Origin of the sequence: Rhodanobacter sp. Col0626 (assembly GCF_049994385.1) — a bacterium.
In the GTDB taxonomy this organism is placed as follows: Bacteria; Pseudomonadota; Gammaproteobacteria; order Xanthomonadales; family Rhodanobacteraceae; genus Rhodanobacter.
The window spans coordinates 961,783-980,532 of sequence record NZ_CP188260.1; the positions used below are offsets into that span (position 1 = coordinate 961,783).

General features: G+C 60.5%; 9 protein-coding genes and 1 pseudogene. 9 read left to right on the top strand and 1 reads right to left on the bottom strand.

Annotated features, from left to right (window positions below):
- Positions 1-66: 66 nt before the first annotated feature.
- From ssb to ACPPVV_RS03995, 3 genes are all read left to right on the top strand, one after another.
- Complete coding sequence (gene ssb, locus ACPPVV_RS03985; RefSeq protein ID WP_426702183.1) at positions 67-597, top strand: single-stranded DNA-binding protein; 531 nt, start codon at positions 67-69, stop codon at positions 595-597.
- 717 nt (positions 598-1,314) lie between these two features.
- On the top strand, positions 1,315-1,899 hold the full coding sequence (locus tag ACPPVV_RS03990) for an RNA polymerase sigma factor (RefSeq protein WP_426702184.1): 585 nt from the start codon (positions 1,315-1,317) through the stop codon (positions 1,897-1,899).
- Between the two features lie 23 nt (positions 1,900-1,922).
- Entirely contained in the window at positions 1,923-2,909 is a 987-nt protein-coding gene (locus ACPPVV_RS03995) for a FecR family protein (protein ID WP_426702185.1), read from the top strand.
- A 170-nt stretch (positions 2,910-3,079) separates the two neighbouring features.
- Here ACPPVV_RS03995 and ACPPVV_RS04000 read toward each other — a convergent pair whose 3' ends face one another.
- Positions 3,080-6,256: a TonB-dependent receptor domain-containing protein gene (locus ACPPVV_RS04000; RefSeq protein ID WP_426702186.1), complete on the bottom strand. Its 3,177-nt coding sequence runs from the start codon at positions 6,254-6,256 to the stop codon at positions 3,080-3,082.
- A 697-nt stretch (positions 6,257-6,953) separates the two neighbouring features.
- On the opposite strand from ACPPVV_RS04000, the gene ACPPVV_RS04005 reads away from it, so the two are divergent.
- From ACPPVV_RS04005 to ACPPVV_RS04030, 6 genes and pseudogenes are all read left to right on the top strand, one after another.
- Positions 6,954-9,599: a PKD domain-containing protein gene (locus ACPPVV_RS04005; RefSeq protein ID WP_426702187.1), complete on the top strand. Its 2,646-nt coding sequence runs from the start codon at positions 6,954-6,956 to the stop codon at positions 9,597-9,599.
- A 538-nt stretch (positions 9,600-10,137) separates the two neighbouring features.
- A complete protein-coding gene (locus ACPPVV_RS04010; protein WP_426702188.1) occupies positions 10,138-12,621 on the top strand; it encodes a protease pro-enzyme activation domain-containing protein in 2,484 nt (827 codons plus the stop codon).
- 219 nt (positions 12,622-12,840) lie between these two features.
- On the top strand, positions 12,841-13,935 hold the full coding sequence (locus tag ACPPVV_RS04015) for a hypothetical protein (protein ID WP_426702189.1): 1,095 nt from the start codon (positions 12,841-12,843) through the stop codon (positions 13,933-13,935).
- Between the two features lie 485 nt (positions 13,936-14,420).
- The gene (locus ACPPVV_RS04020; RefSeq protein ID WP_426702190.1) at positions 14,421-16,892 is read left to right on the top strand and encodes a protease pro-enzyme activation domain-containing protein; all 2,472 of its coding nucleotides are present in this window, start codon (positions 14,421-14,423) and stop codon (positions 16,890-16,892) included.
- A 131-nt stretch (positions 16,893-17,023) separates the two neighbouring features.
- Entirely contained in the window at positions 17,024-17,758 is a 735-nt protein-coding gene (locus ACPPVV_RS04025) for a DUF3472 domain-containing protein (RefSeq protein ID WP_426702191.1), read from the top strand.
- Positions 17,759-18,595: 837 nt separating this feature from the next.
- Positions 18,596-18,658 (top strand): annotated as a pseudogene (locus ACPPVV_RS04030) (ESPR-type extended signal peptide-containing protein); the annotation flags it as partial.
- Positions 18,659-18,750: the final 92 nt, after the last annotated feature.

Sequence of the window (18,750 nt, forward strand, 5' to 3'; positions counted from 1 at the left end):
CAACCAGATTTACCACTCCGGCCGTAACCACCCCTTACTTGCGGCCGGCTCAACAGAGGACGTCCCATGGCACGCGGCATCAATAAAGTCATCCTGGTCGGCAACCTTGGCGCGGATCCTGAAGTTCGCCATACCGGCGGCGGCACCGCCGTCACCACGCTGAACCTTGCCACCTCCGAAAGCTGGATGGACAAGCAGAGCGGCGAAAAGCAGGAACGCACCGAGTGGCATCGGGTGAAGCTGTTCGGCAAGCTGGCCGAAATCGCCGGCGAGTACCTGAAGAAGGGCCGCCAGGTTTATATCGAGGGTTCGCTGCGCACCGACAAGTACACCGACAAGAGCGGCGTGGAAAAATACTCCACCGACATCATCGCCAGCGACATGCAGATGCTTGGTGGTCTTGGTGGCGGCGAAGGCGGTGGCAGCGGTGGTGGTTTCCAGCGCGAACGCCCGCAAAGCGGCCAGCGCCAGCAGGGTGGCGGCAACGCCGGTGGTGGTCAGTCGCGTGGTGGCAACGACTACGGCAACCAGGCCCCGCGCCAGTCGGCACCGCCGGTCGAGAACAACAGCTTCGACGATGACGATATCCCGTTCTGACGGATTCGGACCGATCGATTCCCAGATCCCGATCCGGCACCCCAGGGATGCCTGAAGGACCCGGTCGAGGGGCGAATACGGCGGAAAAGATAGGGCGCCTCTCCGGTTTCGATCTTTCGATGGGTGTCATCGAGCGACAGGAATCCGTATGTGAGGCGCCATTCCCGAATGGGCCCGTTGAGCGAGTCGATGAACGGTTCTCGTCGGCAGGTTTGTTTTTTCCCAGTACGAGAAATCGATCATCCTGGTCGTCGATCCACGCCCGACACCACGCCAACGGGCGTCGGTTGACAAGCTACCCGATCCCGCATGGCATGCCGCGTTTCTGACGCCGCTGTTCCAGGGTCGTCACGTCACGTCGCGACATGGTCTGTCGCCAACGACGATGCGCCAAAGGTCACGGACAAGGTGCCCTGGCGCATCCTCGTTCTGGCAACGGCCTCGATGCATTTGGTCGATGGGGCATCAACGATGGGGCGCACGGATTTGCAGGTCAGGCCGAATGCGATCTGTTTTCGTTGAACTTCCGCTTCTTCTTGGCAATCCACTTGCCAGCATCGGCTTCGGCGCATCTTTCCACCGTATGGGCGGCCGGAAATTACGAAAGACAGCCACGGGCGACTTGCGGAAATGGACTTCCATATCGATCTTTGCCTTGCGCTGGCTGTGGTACTTTGGCCTGGACTGGATTGGATCAAGGCGGGTTCGGACTCGGGAATGAACAACAAGAGCGACAATGCGTCCGGTGTCCTGTTGCCCGAGGCCTCGGCTGAGGAATTGCACACGGACGAACGGAGTTTCGATACTTTCATTCGCGAACAGTATCGAGGCCTTGTGCAGTTCCTGCGTAGGCGCACTTCGAGCGAGCAAGATGCTGAAGATGCCGCTCAGGAGAGCATGGCCAAGCTCATGCGTTATCGCGAGTCGGAACCCGCATCGTCGTGGAAAAAACTGCTTTACCGCATTGCGGTCAATGTCGCACACGACCAGTTCCGCACCGGTGTTACCCATTACAGCAAGGAGCATGTGACGCTGGAAGGGCAGGAAATCGCCGCTGTCGGGCACTCGCCTGAAGAACGTGCCATCTATGAGCAACAGGTAGCGCGTCTGAGCAAGGCCATCCTGGAGTTGCCGCCCAAATGTCAACGTGTCTATCTTTTAAAGCGCGTGCACGATATGAGCCGTGCGCAGATCGCCGAGCGCTGTGGCATCTCTGTAAAGATGGTCGAAAAGCATCTCGCGACCGCGTTGGTACTGTTGAAGCGAAAGGTAGGCGATTTCCCATCGGAAGCGTCTAAGTGAGTATGAGCGAAAAGATTGTAGGCATGCATGCCGGTATGGGACCGCAGGATGAGGCCGAACGCTGGTTCGTCTGCCTGCTCGAGCCCGATTGCTCCGACGCCGAGCGCGCTGCCTTTGAGCGCTGGCACGCGGCCAGCCCGGCGCATGCGCTCGCCTACCGTGAAGTGGAACGTCTGTGGGAACAGGGCGCCGATGCCGTATTGGATCCTGCGGTCATGGCTGCGGCGGAGCGGGCGTTGTGGGAAGCCCCACCCGAATCCCGGCGTCGCGTGCGTCAATGGTTCGTACCGGCTTTCGCGATCGCGGCCATGGTGTTGCTGGCGCTGCTGGTGGTGCCACGCTGGCGTGCTGCACACATGACGATACCGGAGACTCGTTACGCCACAGTCACCGGGCAGCAACACACCGTGAATTTGAAGGACGGTTCTTCCATTGTGCTGGATACCGATACGGTGCTGATCGCGCGTTACGATGCGAGCGTACGTCGGATCGATCTGTTGCGTGGCCAGGCCCAGTTCCACGTGCATGGCAATAAATCATGGCCGTTCGTCGTGCACGTGCAACACGGTACGGTCACTGCCGTTGGTACCAAGTTCCAGGTGCGCGTGAACGACGCTGCCACGACGGTGACCCTGCTGGAGGGCAAGCTCGCCATCGCAACAACGGCCGGTGGCCAGTCACAACACGCCTCGCTGGGCGCCGCCGAGCAACTGCAATTCAATCAGGAAGGTGTCATCAGTCCGGTGCATCATGCCGACATGGAGGCGGCTGAAGGCTGGACCGCGGGCAAGTTGTTCGTCCATGACTGGTTTCTGCCGGACCTGTTGGCCGAGATGAATCGCTACAGCACGACCCGGCTGCGAATAGTCGACCCTTCGTTACGACATGTCCGCATCAGCGGGGCCTTTCACACCGACGACCAGCAGGCGCTGCTTCTTGCCCTGGAACAGGGCTGGTCGATTCATGCCGAACGGGTTTCGCCTGTATTGATCGAACTGTCACGCAAGTAGCTCATCGATCTGCCGTACGAGCGGGCTGGAAGGGCTTGTCCGTGTTGGTTGCATCGTGAGGTGCATGCCGGCTTGAATCGTGGGCGTCGAAAACATCACGCGGTTACCTTCAACGCAGGCATCGGAAAGACCAGCCAGCACCTGCGGTTGTTTGGCTGTCCCAGGATCCATCAATTCACCATGGCGCCGAATCGCAGGCTCGCCTGCAGCATGATTTCGCGCCCATAGACGTTGTAGTTCGTATAGTTGTAATAGGGATACGAAGTGAATGTCGAATCCGTGGGGGGCATCTTGTTGCCGATGTTGTTGATCAGCACAGACAGCTCCAGGTTCGGCGTTGGCACATAGCTGAGGCTTCCGTTGAAAGTGATCCATGGATGCAGCTCGCCTGAGCCGGGTTGGCCGGCGCCGTTGGTCATGGACGCGAAATTCGGCGTTGCCCCGTAGCGGTGACCGTACAAGGTACTCTTCCAATGCTTGTCCGGGCTTGACCAGCTCAGCGCGCCGCTGACAATGCTCTTGAATCCCGCGTTGTGCCTGGGGTCCGCAAGTTCGTCGATCGATGGTTGGCCGGATCCCGGTCGATAGTCGTGTTTCAGAATATCGTTGTAATCCAGCTGCACGCCGAATATTCCAAGATGCATGGTGTCAAGTCGGTACCGCCCGCTTACGATGATTGAATCGACTACTTCACCGGCCAGATTTTCGTACTGCGTGGTGATGAACTCGATAGGGCCAGGGTTGTTTGCCGAGGGCGTCGGAGCTCGATGCACCTGGCCGTCAACAGGATTTGTCAGGGCCACGCATTCCGCCGATGCAGCTTCCAGCTGACCGAGACGGCACTGGGCTTCCTTGCGCAGCAGGTAATCGAGATCCGGCGAGACAACCTCGTTGCGTATGGCTATGTGCAGATAATCAGTGCTCAAGGCCAGCGCATTGGAAGGTGACCATACGATGCCGGTGGTCCAGCTTTTCGACCCGGTAGGCAGCAGCTGGCGATTGGCAAGTGTGCTGCCTTGAATGAACTCGCCGTTGCAGATGGTCGCGTGAGTCAATGCGCACCGGTAGTAGTCGGGCACCATCACATAATAACTGGCGGGCTGAGCAACAAAGACGGAAGCGAGGTCCGGTGCCTTGAAAGCCGTAGTGTAGTTGCCACGAAACATCAAGGTTTCGGATGGCCGGTACTCGAGGCCTGCCTTGTAGGTGAACTTGTGGTTGTTGTTACCCTGGTCAACCAAGTAGTGGTCGTAGCGACTGGAAAGGTCGATGGTCAGTCGTTCAAGCAGCGGCAAATTAAGCTGGAGAGACGAGGCCGCATGCGAGCGCTGGCCGCCCCCACCCGTGGTGGTGTGCAGGTAGACAGCGTTCTTGGTAAACAGCGGATCGATGGGCTGATGCCAGGCTTCGTTGCCGCCTTCGATCAGTGCTGCAAAGCCCGCATCGCCACCGGGCAGCTTGAACCAGCGAGAGTTGCTGATCGTGGCTCGAGTATTGTTCACCCATGTATCGCTGAATTCGCCAACGCCCCGCGTAAAGCTGGCGTACTGGGCAGGCGTGATCGCGCGAAAGAAATTGGAGTAGTCGGGACGAAACATATTCAAGCCGGTAAGTGGGTCGAAGTCCACCGCCGGCCCGAGCATGTTGCCGAAGAAGCTACGGATTTCCGACGTTATGGACGACTGTTTGATGAGCTTGGTACGATCCCCGGAGCGCAGATAATAGACGTCCCATTCCCAGTCCGATCCGCCAAACTGGCCATTGGCACCGAGATCGAGGTGGTAGAGCAGGTCTTGTTGCCGGGCCATCTGTCCCGCGAACCCGCCCATGACCTCCTCCGGCGCAATTGCCTTCTTGATACCCAGAATGTGCCTCGTGTCGGCGTCCTCGAATGCCGGGCTGAAGAGCACCAGAGGAGAGCCGGTGTACCATTTCTGCTGTTGCCAATCGAGCATCGCGTCAGCATAAAGACGCAGGCTGTCGCTGACGGCATACTTGAGCTTCAACATACTGTTGTAGCTGCGCTCCTGATTGTCGTAAGTGGTATAGCCGACCAGCTCGCGTGATCCACAGTACTGGCCGTACAGACCTGAGGCAGCGTTACTGCTGGTCAACGCCGTAGTGTTTCCGAAGAGTTGCTTATCGCAGCCGGCCGGTGGGCTGATGTATCCCTTGACCTGGCCGTTGTAGGTTTGAAGTGTGCCGAAATCGAGGATGGCGGACTGAGCGGACTGGGTGGAGGGTGGGGCCGAGCCGTCGGGGTCGGGGCGGATGCTCGCCGTTTGCGCGCGCTGGTAGCCCCAGATCGGAGCGGCATTCCTGAACTCCGCCGCGCCCAGAACATTGAGCCTGTCGAAATCGTGGCCGTACATGAAGGCCACGCGCTGGTTCGCGCCGCCTCCGTCGGCGTAGTTGCCGGTGCGCACCGATACTTCGCCGCCATCCATGTGCGACTTGGTGATGATGTTGATCACCCCGGCGATGGCGCGCGAGCCGTAGATCGATGAACTGCCGCCCGGCATCACGTCGATATGGTCGATCATCGATGCCGGGATATTGGCGATGTTCGTGAAGTTGATGGTGCCCGCGTAAAGCCGACCGAAATTGGCGAGGGGCTTGCCATCCAAGAGGATCAGGGTGAACTGTGGATCGAGGCCGAACAGCCTCAAGGTTTGTGCGCCCTGGGTAAACGCTTCGGCACTCTGCGGGCCCTGCACGGAACCCATGGCCAGTACGTTGCTCTGCAGCACGTCAGCCGTGTTGTTGAAGCCGCTCGCCTTGATGTCCTCGGAGGATAGCGTGTAAGTCGGTGTGGCCGTCTGGATCAGGGTGTTGTTGATCAGCGATCCGCTGACGTTGACGGTATCGAGCGTCCTCGGCGCATCAGCGACGCTTTCGGGTATGACTTTCTTGCTGTCGTGGCTGGGCTGTAGTGCCTGCAGTACGAAGGCAGAGCTGTCCACTGCATGCCACGTCAGTCCCGTGCCGACAAGAAGGCGCCGCAACGCTTCGGCGCGAACAAACTTTCCATGCAGGCCCTTGACGGTCTTGCCCGATACCAGCTCGGGCGAGTAGATGATTTGCGCATTGCCTTGGGACGCCAGCGTATCCAGGGCATCGCGCAGGTTGCCCGGGGCAATGGTATATGGCAGCCGCAGTTCGATGACGGACCCTTGCGGATTCGCCAGCGTCGCGGCAGGCACGATCAGCCCTCCAAGAGCCATTACCGCCGATAGAAAGCGCGCCGCGGGGTGGCGATTTGCCAGGCCAGCCCATCTGCCATGCGCTGCGCATGCGGGGACGAGCTGCGCAAAGCCTTCCGCCGTGCATTTGAGCGTATGCCGCATTTCGTTTCCCCTGCCCATCACGAATGTCCACATACGGCTTGACGTCTTGGCCGTGGATTTATGAACAGAACTTTGCAGTCGTATGGCTTAAATATACGCTTTCGCAAGCATTAAACACAATTAATAAGTTTATATCTTTCGAATGCTTTCTTATTTTTGCTTGATGATCATCACTTGCTCGGTTCGTGGCGGCAGACGATCACAAAAGAGGCGGCTCGACCATGTCGCAATGCATGGTCGAGCCGCAAATTATTGCGCTCCTCTGTGAGGGCGCGACATCTTCGGGCTTTCCGACTCTTCTTGACGTCTGAAGCACGCCCAGTGGACGCCGCACGGCACTAAAACGCTATACAACTCCCGGGCGCATGCTCCATGCGATGGTCAAAAAGATGTTGGCACCATGACGCCGTGATGACGCCAAATGTGATCCCGCTCCCGGTTTGATCGCAAATTGGTGCGAAAACGAAAAATATTGCGATATCAGCGTGGGTTCCTTCCCCGAGCGGCCGTTTAGTCAAGGGCAGCGCTACAGATGTCGGCTTGCAGGGAGAGGGAGAAGGCCGGTGTCCGGACGTGTTGGCTCCGCAGGACGTTTTAGTGGGAGAGGGGCTGCATTCGATGCAGCTAATGACTAACGCATGGGGCTCCGGCAGCCGCATTGGCTTCGTTTGTCCCAAAATCCGATAGGAATTCATCCATGTCAAATAACATTCGCTTATCAGGGCGCCGAAATATTCTGTCTGCCGCCGTACTGATGCTGATTGGCCAGGCGGCTATGGCCGGGAACATCGAGAACAAGCAGGCGATCATCGATCGTGCCCTGGGGCAGATCCAGGCGCATCCAACCACTTTCCAACTGCCTGCGCAAAGCCTGTCGAGTTCGGCACAGATGCTTACCTTCAAGTCGCCGGTGGGAAGTGCGTCATTACGAGCCGGTGCTGACAGGTCGCCTGCCAGAGCCTCCAACTCCACCGGTGACCAGTTCGAAGCGCGCGACGTCATCGTCGACCGTGATGGCACCGAGCACGTGCGTTTCGAGCGCTACTTCGGCGGGCTGCACGTGATCGGCGGCGATCTTGTCACACACACCTCGGCCGGCCAGCTCAAGAGCGCCAGCCTGGCGCTCAAGACGTCCACGCGTCCGAAGCTCGTGCCGCGCATCGGCGTGGACCAGGCCATTGTCGAAGCGGGCGCGGCCTTCTCCGGGACGGTGGCCAGCGCGGTCAGCGAAGGACTGGTGATCTACGCGACCGACGGGAGTCCAAAGCTGGCTTACGCCATCCATGTTCGTGGCGGCCGCACCGACGGTGTACCCGTCGGTAACGTGACTTACTACATCGATGCCCTCAATGGGGAGCTGATCGGTATCGATGACCACATCGAGACGGCCCAGGCGACGGGCAAGGGCAAGTCCCTGACCATGGGCGACGTGGAGATCACCACCGATTCGGCTAACGGCGGCTTCCGGCTGGTCGATCCCCTTCGCGGCAACGGGATGACCTACGATGCCAGGAATACCCCGGTCAATGAACAGACTGGCGAGTTCGACCACAGCGTCCCTGTCCTGCTCACGGACGCCGATAACGTCTGGGGCAACAATGCAGTCGGCGATCGCGCCAGTGGGGCCGTCGATGTCCACTACGGGGTTGCGGCCACCTGGGACTTTTTTGAAAAGGCGTTTGGTCGCCACGGCATCTTCGATGACGGCAAGGGCGTTGTCAGCTATGTCCATCTGGGCAAGAACTACAACAACGCGTTCTGGAGCGGCGAAGACATGAATTACGGCGACGGCAATCTGGCTGCGGGTTATCTGCCGCTGGTCGCGCTGGATGTCGCCGGCCACGAGATGAGCCACGGTATCAACCAGGCCACTGCCAATCTGGGTTATTACCTTGTCAAGGACAGCGGCGGACTCAACGAGGGCAACTCGGACATCCTCGGCACCTTGGTGGAGTTCAGCACGAACAATCCGGTGAGCCCCGGAAATTATCTGATCGGCGAGAACGTGGTTGCCAACAACCCGAACAAGACCAAGGCGCTCCGTCTGATGTTCAAGCAGGATGCTGATGGGGCGTCGTACAGCTGCTATCCGGTCGGCGGATTCACCAAGGCCCAGACGGCGCAGAGTGGTAAATACGACCCGCACTATTCGTCGGGCGTGGCCAACCGCTTCTTCTACCTTCTGGCGGAAGGTGCAGTGGTGCCGGCGGGCTTCCAGAGCAAGTACGTTGCCAAGGACCTGGTCTGCAACGACAACACCAACATCGTCGGCATCGGTCGTGAGAAAGCGGGAAATATCTGGTATCGCGCGTTGACCACCCGTTTCGTCTCCAACACCGACTACCCGGGCGCACGCGATGCCACGTTGGCCGCGGCAGCCGACTTGTATGGCGCCAACTCCACCGAGTGGAAGGCTGTGGCGACGGCGTGGAGCGCAGTGAAGGTGGGCACGGATTCCTACCCGCCCGGTGGTGGCGGTGCGCCCGTGGCCAACTTCACGGCAGCAGCCAACGGCCTGACGGCCAGCTTTACCAACAGCTCGACCGATACGGGTGGCAAGATCACCGCTTACGCGTGGACGTTCGGCGATAGCAGCACCTCCAGCGTCGCCAGCCCGAGCCACACCTACGTCAAGCCGGGCACCTATACGGTCACGCTGAAGGTGACCGACGACAGCGGCGCGACGGACACCAAGACCCAATCGGTGACCGTGTCGGACGATACCACCCCGCCGGTCGGCACCCCGGTGGCCAACTTCACCAGCAGTGTCAACGGCTTGATCGCCAGTTTCACCAACAGCTCCACCGATACCGGCGGAACGATCAGCGCTTACGCATGGAGCTTCGGTGACGGCGGCACGTCCGCGGTGGCCAATCCCAGTCACACCTACGCAGCCGCCGGCACCTACACCGTCTCGCTGAAGGTGACCGACAACACCGGCGCCACCAACACCAAGACGCAGCAGGTGACAGTGTCCGGCGGAGGCGGCAATGGCAATGTGTTCAGCAGCACGATGCCGGTGGCCATTGGCTCCAACGCCACGATCACCAGCAGCATCGCGGTGAGCGGCATCGCCGGAAACGCATCGAAGACGCTGAAGATCCACGCCAACATCACCCACAACAAGTCCGGCGATCTGCAGATCAGGATCATCGCTCCGAACGGTGCCTCCGCCGTGGTGAAGTCGCCGACCTTCTCCGGCGGCGGCAACATCGACACCACCTGGACGATCGACGCGTCGGGGGTGAAGGCCAACGGCACCTGGAAGCTGCAAGTGATCGACTACGACCTGTTCCGCAGCGGTGACAAGGGCACCTTGAACAACTGGAACCTGACGTTCTGATCGATGGGAAATTCGGTGCGCAGGGACGCGCACCAACCCGTTGGTCTGTTCCACCATCACAGCGGCAAGCGATGGATGGTCGGACGTTCCAGTGCAAGTGCGATAGCCGACTAGATTCTTAATCCAGACTGTTCTTTTCAAGTGCCGCGCCTTAGAGCGCGGCATTTTTGCATGGGTTTGGCCGGTAGCGCCCGCGGCTCGGTGTCCGCCCCTCGGTGGGAAGTGGACTTTTCCCCGCGTCACGTGCAGGCACTGCTCCCAATTGCCAACGGGTTCTCAATTGGGAACACGAAATCACGTAACAGCTCTTGCATCGGGAGGACCGGGTAGGACTTTTCCTCGACTCCCCGTCTTTATTACATAGCGGTGTCACGAAACGTCGGCCTACATGGATAGTGGGAGAGGCCGATGTCCGAGAGTTCTGGAACCGCTGGTCATAGCGAAACGAGGGGTCGCATTCGCGTGCGGCTTGACTGACTCATGGGGCTCATGCAGCCGCATCGGTCCCGTTTGTCCAAAATTCCATGAGGATTCACTGATGTCGAGCACTATTCGTATACCGGGTTATCGCAAGTTGCTTCTGCCGGCGGCGTTGTCGCTGGCGATGTTGTCGTTGTCCGCGCATGCTGGGGAGTCGTGGGTTTCCACGAACACGCATGCCGCCATCCAGAAGAGCGCCACGGCCAATGTGTCCACCTTGGTCATGACAGGGCATCCCACGGTCGAAGCCACCCAGATCGCGCCACTGGAACAGAGCAAGCCGCTGCATGTCGTCGTCACGCTGAACCAGCGCAATGCGCAGCAGCTGCAGGCGTTCCTGCACGACGTCAACACGGCCGGCAGCCCGAGCTACCACAAGTACCTCACACCGGCACAGTTCAAGGCTCAGTACGCGCCCAGCGACGCGCAGGTGCAGGCCGTGGTGGCCCATCTGCAGAAGTACGGCTTCAAGAACATCGAGGTGGCACCGAACAACGCGCTGGTGAGCGCTGACGGCACGGGCATGAGCGTCAATGCGGCGTTCAATACGTCGGTGCAGACGTTCAGCTTCCAGGGCAAGCAGCACTTCGCCAACTCATCGGATGCGATGGTGCCGCAGGCGCTCAGTGGCATCGTCAACTCCGTGCAGGGTCTGCAGGATGTCGTCACTGCGCATGTCATGTCACATATCTTGCTGCCGAGCCGCGCAGACGGCGCCGCCGTGACGAACGTCAAGGCGGCAGGTACGCAGGCTGCTGCTGCGCAGGCCCCGCACAGCCCGGTGGACCTCGGCAAGATCTACAACGCCGACAGCCTCGCCGCTGCCTCGAACACCACGGTGGGCATCATCGGCTGGTACGACATGGCGCCGACGATTGCGGACCTGAAGACCTTCACGACCAACGCGGGTCTTCCGACGGTCGCCACCCAGATGGTCAAGACCGGCAGTGGCACCTACCAGACCCCGGACATCAACACCCAGGCCGAATGGAACCTGGACAGCCAGTCCATCATCGGCCTTGCCGGCGGCGTCAAGCAGCTGAACTTCTACACCGCTCCCAATGCACAGCTTTCCTCGATCACCGCGGCCTACAACAAGGCCGTGACCGACAATGTGGCCAAGGTCATCAACGTCTCGCTGGGTGTGGATGAAACGGCTGCCAAGAACGGCGGATCGCAGTCCGCGGACGACCAGATCTTCGCGCAGGCTGTCGCGCAGGGGCAGACGTTCTCGGTGGCTTCGGGTGATGCCGGCGTCTACCAGTGGTCGAGCGACAACCAAGGCATTGGCTATGTCGCCAACTCGGCCGGTCAGGTCCAGATCGATCTGACCCACCTTTCGGTGAGCGAGCCAACGGCTTCGCCCAATGTCGTGTCGGTAGGCGGCACCGCACTGAGCACCAACGGCACCACCTGGGCCGGCGAAACCGTCTGGAATGAAGGACTCAGCGCGATCAGCACCACGGACGCCAACCAGCGCCTTTGGGCCGAGGGCGGTGGTGTCAGCCTGTTCGAAGCCGCGCCGGCGTGGCAGAAGGCTGCCCTGGGTTCTTCCGTGACCAAGCGTCAGGTGCCCGACGTGGTGTTCGATGCGGCGCAGGCTACCGGTGCAAACATCCTCATCCAGGGCAAGACCTACACGGTCGGCGGCACCAGCCTGGCATCTCCGATCTTCGTCGGCATCTGGGCGCGCATCGAGTCGGCCAACGGCAACTCCCTGGGCCTGCCCACCGAGAATTTCTACACCTACTTCCCGAAAGACAGCGCGCCGCTGCACGACGTTACCTCGGGCAACAACGGTTACCAGAACCATGGTTATACCGCCGCCGCCGGTTATGACATTGCCACCGGCTGGGGCAGCCTGGACGCCGCCAAGCTCAGCGCCTATGTCACCAAGTACTGGGGTGGCGGCACCACGCCTCCGCCGACCGGCGGCGCGCCGGTGGCCAACTTCACCGATACGGTGAGCGGCCTCGCCGTGAGCTTCACCAACAGCTCCACCGATACCGGCGGCACGATCAACGCGTACGCGTGGAGCTTCGGTGATGGCGGTACGTCCACCACCGCCAGCCCGAGCCACACGTACGCCGCCGCAGGCACCTACACCGTCTCGCTGAAAGTGACCGACAGCACTGGTGCCACCAACACCAAGTCGCAGCAGGTCACCGTGAGCGCTGGCGGCAGCACGGGCGGCAACGTGTTCAGCAACACCACGCCGGTAGCCATCGGCGACAACGCCACGATCACCAGCAGCATCGCGGTGAGCGGCATCGCCGGCAACGCGTCGAAGACGTTGAAGATCCACGCCAGCATCACCCACAACAAGTCCGGTGACCTGCAGGTCAAGATCATCGCCCCGAACGGCGCCTCCGCCGTGTTGAAGTCGCCGACCTATTCCGGCGGCAGCAACATCGACACCACCTGGACGGTGGATGCATCGGGCGTGGCCGCCAACGGTACCTGGAAGCTGCAGGTAGTCGACTATGACCTGTTCCGTAGCGGCGACAAGGGCACCTTGAACAACTGGAACCTGACGTTCTGATTGATGGGGAATCCGGTGCGCAGGGACGCGCACCAACCTCCTGCTTGTCCGAAGTCGATTCGGGCAAGGGCAAAAAATTCCGGAAAAGCATACGCAGTGCGACCACTCCAAGAGTGATCGAACGGGCGAACGTGATTCCTGGTCAGGCGCCGGCGAGTGCAAAGCCGCACGCACTCGCACGGACAAACAGAATCCCTTCTCGATCGGAAAACTACGAAGATGCCATTGAAAATGAAATTCGGCGTGCGCGACATCATCCACGCCACGGTGGTCGCGGGCTTGTTGAGCGTGATTCCGCTGGCGACCGCCAGCGCCGCGCCGGCCGGCAATGAAATAGCTGTTCAGGCGCAGGCCCAGGCCTTGCAAACCTGGCACGAGAATCTCAAGCACCTGGGACCGCCCACGGCAGGCTGTTGGAGCGTCTCCTATCCTGGCCATATCTGGAAGAAAGAGGCATGCGGCACGGCGTCATACCGGTCCACGCCTCCGGTCGTCGGCAGCGAGACCGTGGGTAACCTTGCAAGCAACATGACGGCCGATGGCGCGAAGGCCAAGACGGGAGCCGGCTTTGATTACGCTGCGGTGACCTCGGCACTGACCCGGTCGGCGGTGGGAAGCTTCCCGGTGGTCAAGGGTGTGAAATCCGAATCGGGCGCTTATGGAGCCAACAAGTACACGCTGCAGCTGAATACCAATATCAGCGACGATGTAGCGGGCCTGGGCAATACGTCACCTTATTGCGCGCATAACGGCTACAAGGCGTGTTCGACATGGCAACAGTTCATCTATTCGACGGATAACGGCAACAGCAATCCGCAGGTGTTCATCCAGAACTGGCTGTTCATCGGCAAGGGCGATCGCTGCCCGAAAGGTTGGGGAAGCTTCAGTCAGGGTTATTACGGCTGCTACACGAACAGCAAGGCTGTTGCCGCGCCCAATGTTTCGGCTGCCGATCTCGCCAAGGTGAAACTCGATGGCTCCGTATCGGCCAACGGGCTGGACACGGTGACCTTCACCTATGGCACCAAGGCCTATGCCATCAGCCAGAACGACAGCACGCTCGAAATCGCCTCCACCTGGCTGCAATCGGAGTTCAACATTGTTGGCGACGGCTCCGAGTCACCGGCGGCGAATTTCAACAAGGGCTCGTCCTTGACCGTGAACCTTGCGGTGAACGATGGCATCACGCATGCGCCCACCTGCCTCGGCCCCAATAACGGCGGCACCACCGGCGAATACAACAACCTGACCCTGGGCAAATGCACTGCAAAGGACGGCGCAACGCCGTCGATCCAGTTCACCGAATCGAACTGAGCGCAGGTCCGCAGGTGGTGAATCCCCACACAGTACGGAACTGATGGGAAGCCGGGGAAACTCTCCCCGGCGTTCGATGCATGCCCAAGTGCAATCGGCATTTTCGCGAGCAGATATCTCCGATGCGCGACGTTCCTTCGATGGAAAACCCCGCGTCCGGCTGATCCGAAGCAATGAAAGCGTGTCACGCCGCCGGGCGCCGCGAGCGGGTTCAAGGCGGAACGCGGAATGGCGTGGAGCTTCTTGCATCCCGGGCGCCAGGCAAGTCTTTCGTCAGGTAGGGCTTTCCCTTCATTTCCCGTTGTACAGAGTAGCGGTGCTACGAAACGCCGGCCGACAGGGACAGTGGGGGAGGCCGGTGTCCGAGGGTTTCAGGGCCGCAGATAGTCGTGAAAGGAGGGGTCGCATTCGCGTGCGGCTTGACTGACTCGTGGGCTCGTGCAGCCGCACCCGTCCCATTCCAAATTCCAGCAAGGGGTCACCAGATGTCGAGCACTATTCGTTTACCGGGTTATCGCAAATTGCTGTTGCCGACGGCGTTGTCGTTGGCGATGCTGTCGTTGTCCGCGCATGCCGGCGAGTCGTGGTTCTCCACGAAAACGCATGCCGCCATCCAGAAGAGCGCCACGGGCAATGTGTCCACCTTGGTCATGAAAGGGCACCCCAGCATCGATGCCCAGCAGATCATGCCGCTGGAACAGAGCAAGCCGCTGCACGTCGTGCTCACGCTGAACCAGCGCAACGCGACGCAGTTGCAGGCGTTCCTGCACGACGTCAACACGGTCGGCAGCCCGAGCTACCACAAGTACCTCACGCCGGCGCAGTTCAAGGCGCAGTACGCGGCCACCGATGCGCAGGTACAAGCGGTGGTGGCCCATCTGCAGAAGTACGGCTTCAAGAACATCGAGGTGGCACCGAACAACGCGCTGGTGAGCGCTGACGGCACTGCCGTGAGCGTCAAGGCGGCGTTCAATACGGCGGTGCAGACGTTCAGCTTCCGGGGCAAACAGCACTTCGCCAACGCATCGGATGCGATGGTGCCGCAGGCGCTAGGCAGCATCGTCGGTTCGGTGCAGGGCTTGCAGGACGTCGTCACCGCACACGTCATGTCGCACAGAATGCAGCCGAAAAGCACGAGCGCAATCACCGGCGTTGTAGGCACACAGGCCGCTGCTGCGCAGGTTAGTCACAGTCCGGTGGAGCTCGGCAAGATCTATAACGCCAGCACTCTTGTTACCGCAGCGAACACCGTGGTGGGCATCATCGGCTGGGACGACATGGTACAGACGGTCGTGGACTTGAATACCTTCACCACCAACGCGGGCCTTCCCAAGGTCGGTACCCAGATCGTCAAGACGGGCAAAGGCCCGTACTCGGCGGGAGATCCGACCGAATGGAACCTGGACAGCCAGACCATCGTCGGTGTCTCGGGCGGTGTCAGGCAGCTGGTTTTCTACACCGCACCCAGTGCCACTCTGGATTCGATCACGGCGGCCTACAACAAGGCCGTGACCGACAACGTCGCCAAGGTCATCAACGTGTCGCTGGGGGTCGATGAAGAGGCCGCCAATAGCGCAGGTAGCCAGGCGGCAGACAACCAGATTTTCGCGCAGGCCGTTGCGCAAGGGCAGACGTTCTCGGTCTCCTCGGGCGACGCCGGCGCTTACCAGTGGTCGGACGACGGTCAGGGCCTTGGCTATGTCGCCGACCGGAACGGCAAGGTCCAGATCGATCTGGATCATGTCTCGGTAAGCGAGCCATCCACCTCGGCCAACGTGGTGGCGGTGGGCGGAACCCTGCTTAGTACCATTGGCTCCGCCTGGGCTGGCGAAGTGGTCTGGAACGAGGGGCTCGCTACGATTAACGACGATCCCGACAACGGGCCGGTTGACCTCAACAAGCGTCTGTGGGCAACCGGCGGCGGCGTCAGCTTGTTCGAGGATGCGCCCGCATGGCAAACCGCCGCACTCGGTGCCGCGGTGACCAAGCGGCAGGTGCCGGACGTCGCGTTCGATGCGGCGTCAGAAACCGGCGCAGAGATCATCGTCGACGGCCAGCCGCAACAGTATGGCGGCACCAGCCTCGCCTCCCCGATCTTCGCCGGCATCTGGGCGCGCATCGAGTCGGCCAACAACAATGCACTCGGCCTGCCCACGCAGAGCTTCTATACCTACTTCCCGAAGGACAGCGCGCCGCTGCACGACGTGACCCAGGGCGACAATGGCTACCATGGTCATGGCTACGTCGCCCGCGCCGGTTACGACAACGTCACCGGCTGGGGCAGCCTGGATGCGGCCAAGCTCGGCGCCTATGTCACCAAGTACTGGGGCGGCGGCAACGCGCCTCCGGTCGGTGGTGCGCCGGTGGCCAACTTCACCGATACAGTGAACGGTCTCGCGGTGAGCTTCACCAACAGTTCCACCGACACCGGCGGCACGATCAGTTCGTACGCATGGAACTTCGGTGATGGCGGTGCGTCCACCATCGCCAGCCCCAGCCACACGTACGCCAAGGCAGGCACCTACACCGTCTCGTTGAAGGTGACCGATAGCACCGGCGCCACCAACACCAAATCGCAGCAGGTGACGGTGGCCAGCGGCAATGGCGTCGGCAAGGTGTTCAGCAACACCAAGCCGGTGGCCATTGGCGACAACGCCACGATCACCAGCAGCATCGCGGTGACCGGCATCGCCGGCAACGCACCGAAGACGCTGAAGGTGCATGTCAGCATCACCCACAACAAGCCCGCCAACCTGCAGGTCCAGATCATTGCGCCAAACGGCGGCTCGGCCGTGTTGAAGCAATCGGTCAATGCCATTGGCGGCATCGACATGACCTGGACGGTGGATGCGTCGAGTGTGGCGGCCAACGGCACCTGGAAGCTGCAGGTGGTCGATCGCGACTCGTCCCGCAGCGGCGACAAGGGCAGCTTGAACAACTGGAGCCTGACCTTCTGATTCTCGGGGAATCCGGTGCGCAGGGACGCGCACCACCTTGTCGTTCGAGGCTGCGATGACGGCACGGCTCGACGGGTTGGAATAGGCCCGGTTTATTCATCCGTCCCATGCACGAAGCGGAGTGCCCAAGCATGAAATTCGCGACTGTTCTCTTTGCAGGTTTCCTGTCGACCTTGTCTTTGCACGCACGCGCCGATGTCACCCCCGGCGGACTGGTTGCCGGCCATTACACACAAGTGGCAGGACAAGCCACATCTCTGTCGGGGACCATCATGGTCAACCAGGCTCCCCCAGCTGGCGTGCCTTCGTATTATTTCTGGGCCAGCCAGTTCTGGTTTTCACCCGGCGACTTCAGCGGATACTTCGGCCTGCAGACCGGCGGTAACATCCAGGGTATCGAAGTGGGCAAGATCGCCCTGGTCTCCGTATGGAACGCAATCAACGCCGTGGCCATCGCGCCGGCAGTGGCGCAGACGTTTGGCGGGGAAGGCATCGGTTACAGCATTCGCATCAAGCTGGACTGGAAGCAAGGCGTGCCGTACACGTTCAAGCTGGAACGGGTCACTCCCGTTTCGTCCTGGTGGAAGCTGTCCGTTACCGGCGGCGGAGTGACGCATTCCCTCGGCTCCATCCAGATTGACGCGGCATCAAAACTCAAACTCGCCGGCAGCAACTTCACCGAGTATTTCAACTCGATCTCCTCATGCAATGCATTGCCGACCGTCGATACTTCGTTCTCTGCGCCGCGTTTTGACGGCGTCACGGCTTTGCAGGCGACAGACAGCACGCCTTACGGCAATTGCGTAGCCAAGGGCCGGGGTTCGGTGCTGCCGGATGGAACCATCGTGCACACGATCGTCCAGTAGTCGGCCCGAATGCGGATGGGGTCGGCTTTGGCGGGAAAGGGCCTTGCCGCAGCAGAGGTCCGTCTTGCTCATTCTCTGTTTCGCGCGATCAACAGCATTGAGCGGCTGTCTCTTCTGTCGGTGCACAGTCTGGTCCACGCATTGCACTTGGTTCTGGCAGGCCGTACGAGACGGGCGGACACGGGCACAAGCCTGCTGCGCACGTCGATCCATGGCTTCACCCGGGGAGTTTCAGACCTGTTCGGCGGGTCTGGTTTGGGGCCAGGCTTGGGTAGGGAGCCCGCAGGTAGGGTTTTTTCACCCGGACACGTTATGAGTTGGGAGCGCCGAGTTTTTGCGCCCGGGCTTGACGCATGAGAAGGGGTGTCTGCAAAACCAATGAATAGTTATTCACATGCTTCTCGCGGGCATGTTCGGCGGCGGTAACGCCGACGACAACCGGGATGCGCCCCTTTATTCCGGCTGTCGGATTTTTTTATATACATTGATTAATTATTGGGAGTAGATTGGGCCGGCGCACCTGGCCACTTGTCGCCACGAGAGTTGACTGGTCGCGTAGGCCGCAGCGCCTAAGGGGGGGGTGGCTCATTCCAGGGAATGAGTCATGCGTCATGCGAAATCAGGATGGCCAATGAAATGGTTGGACGATTCGGATGATCTGGTTACCGCCAAAACGTTAAAGATCGCTTGATTCCAGGCTAGTAGTTAGCCGACTTCGCATGTCTTTTGCGAAGTCGGTAACGGCTTGCGCCTGGCTGGAAGCAAAGTATTCCCGGACGGCTTGAATGCCGGTTCCGACGCTAACTTTTTGCCTGAAATTCGCCGAGGACTTACATCATGAACAAGATCTACAGCAAGGTTTGGAACAAATCGCTGGGGCAGTTGGTGGTGGCCTCGGAATTCGCGCATGCGCAGGGGAAAAGTGGCGGTTCATCGAGCAAGGGCGCGGGTTTGTTTGGTGCAGAGGGCACGGGATCCGGTTCAATGTTCGC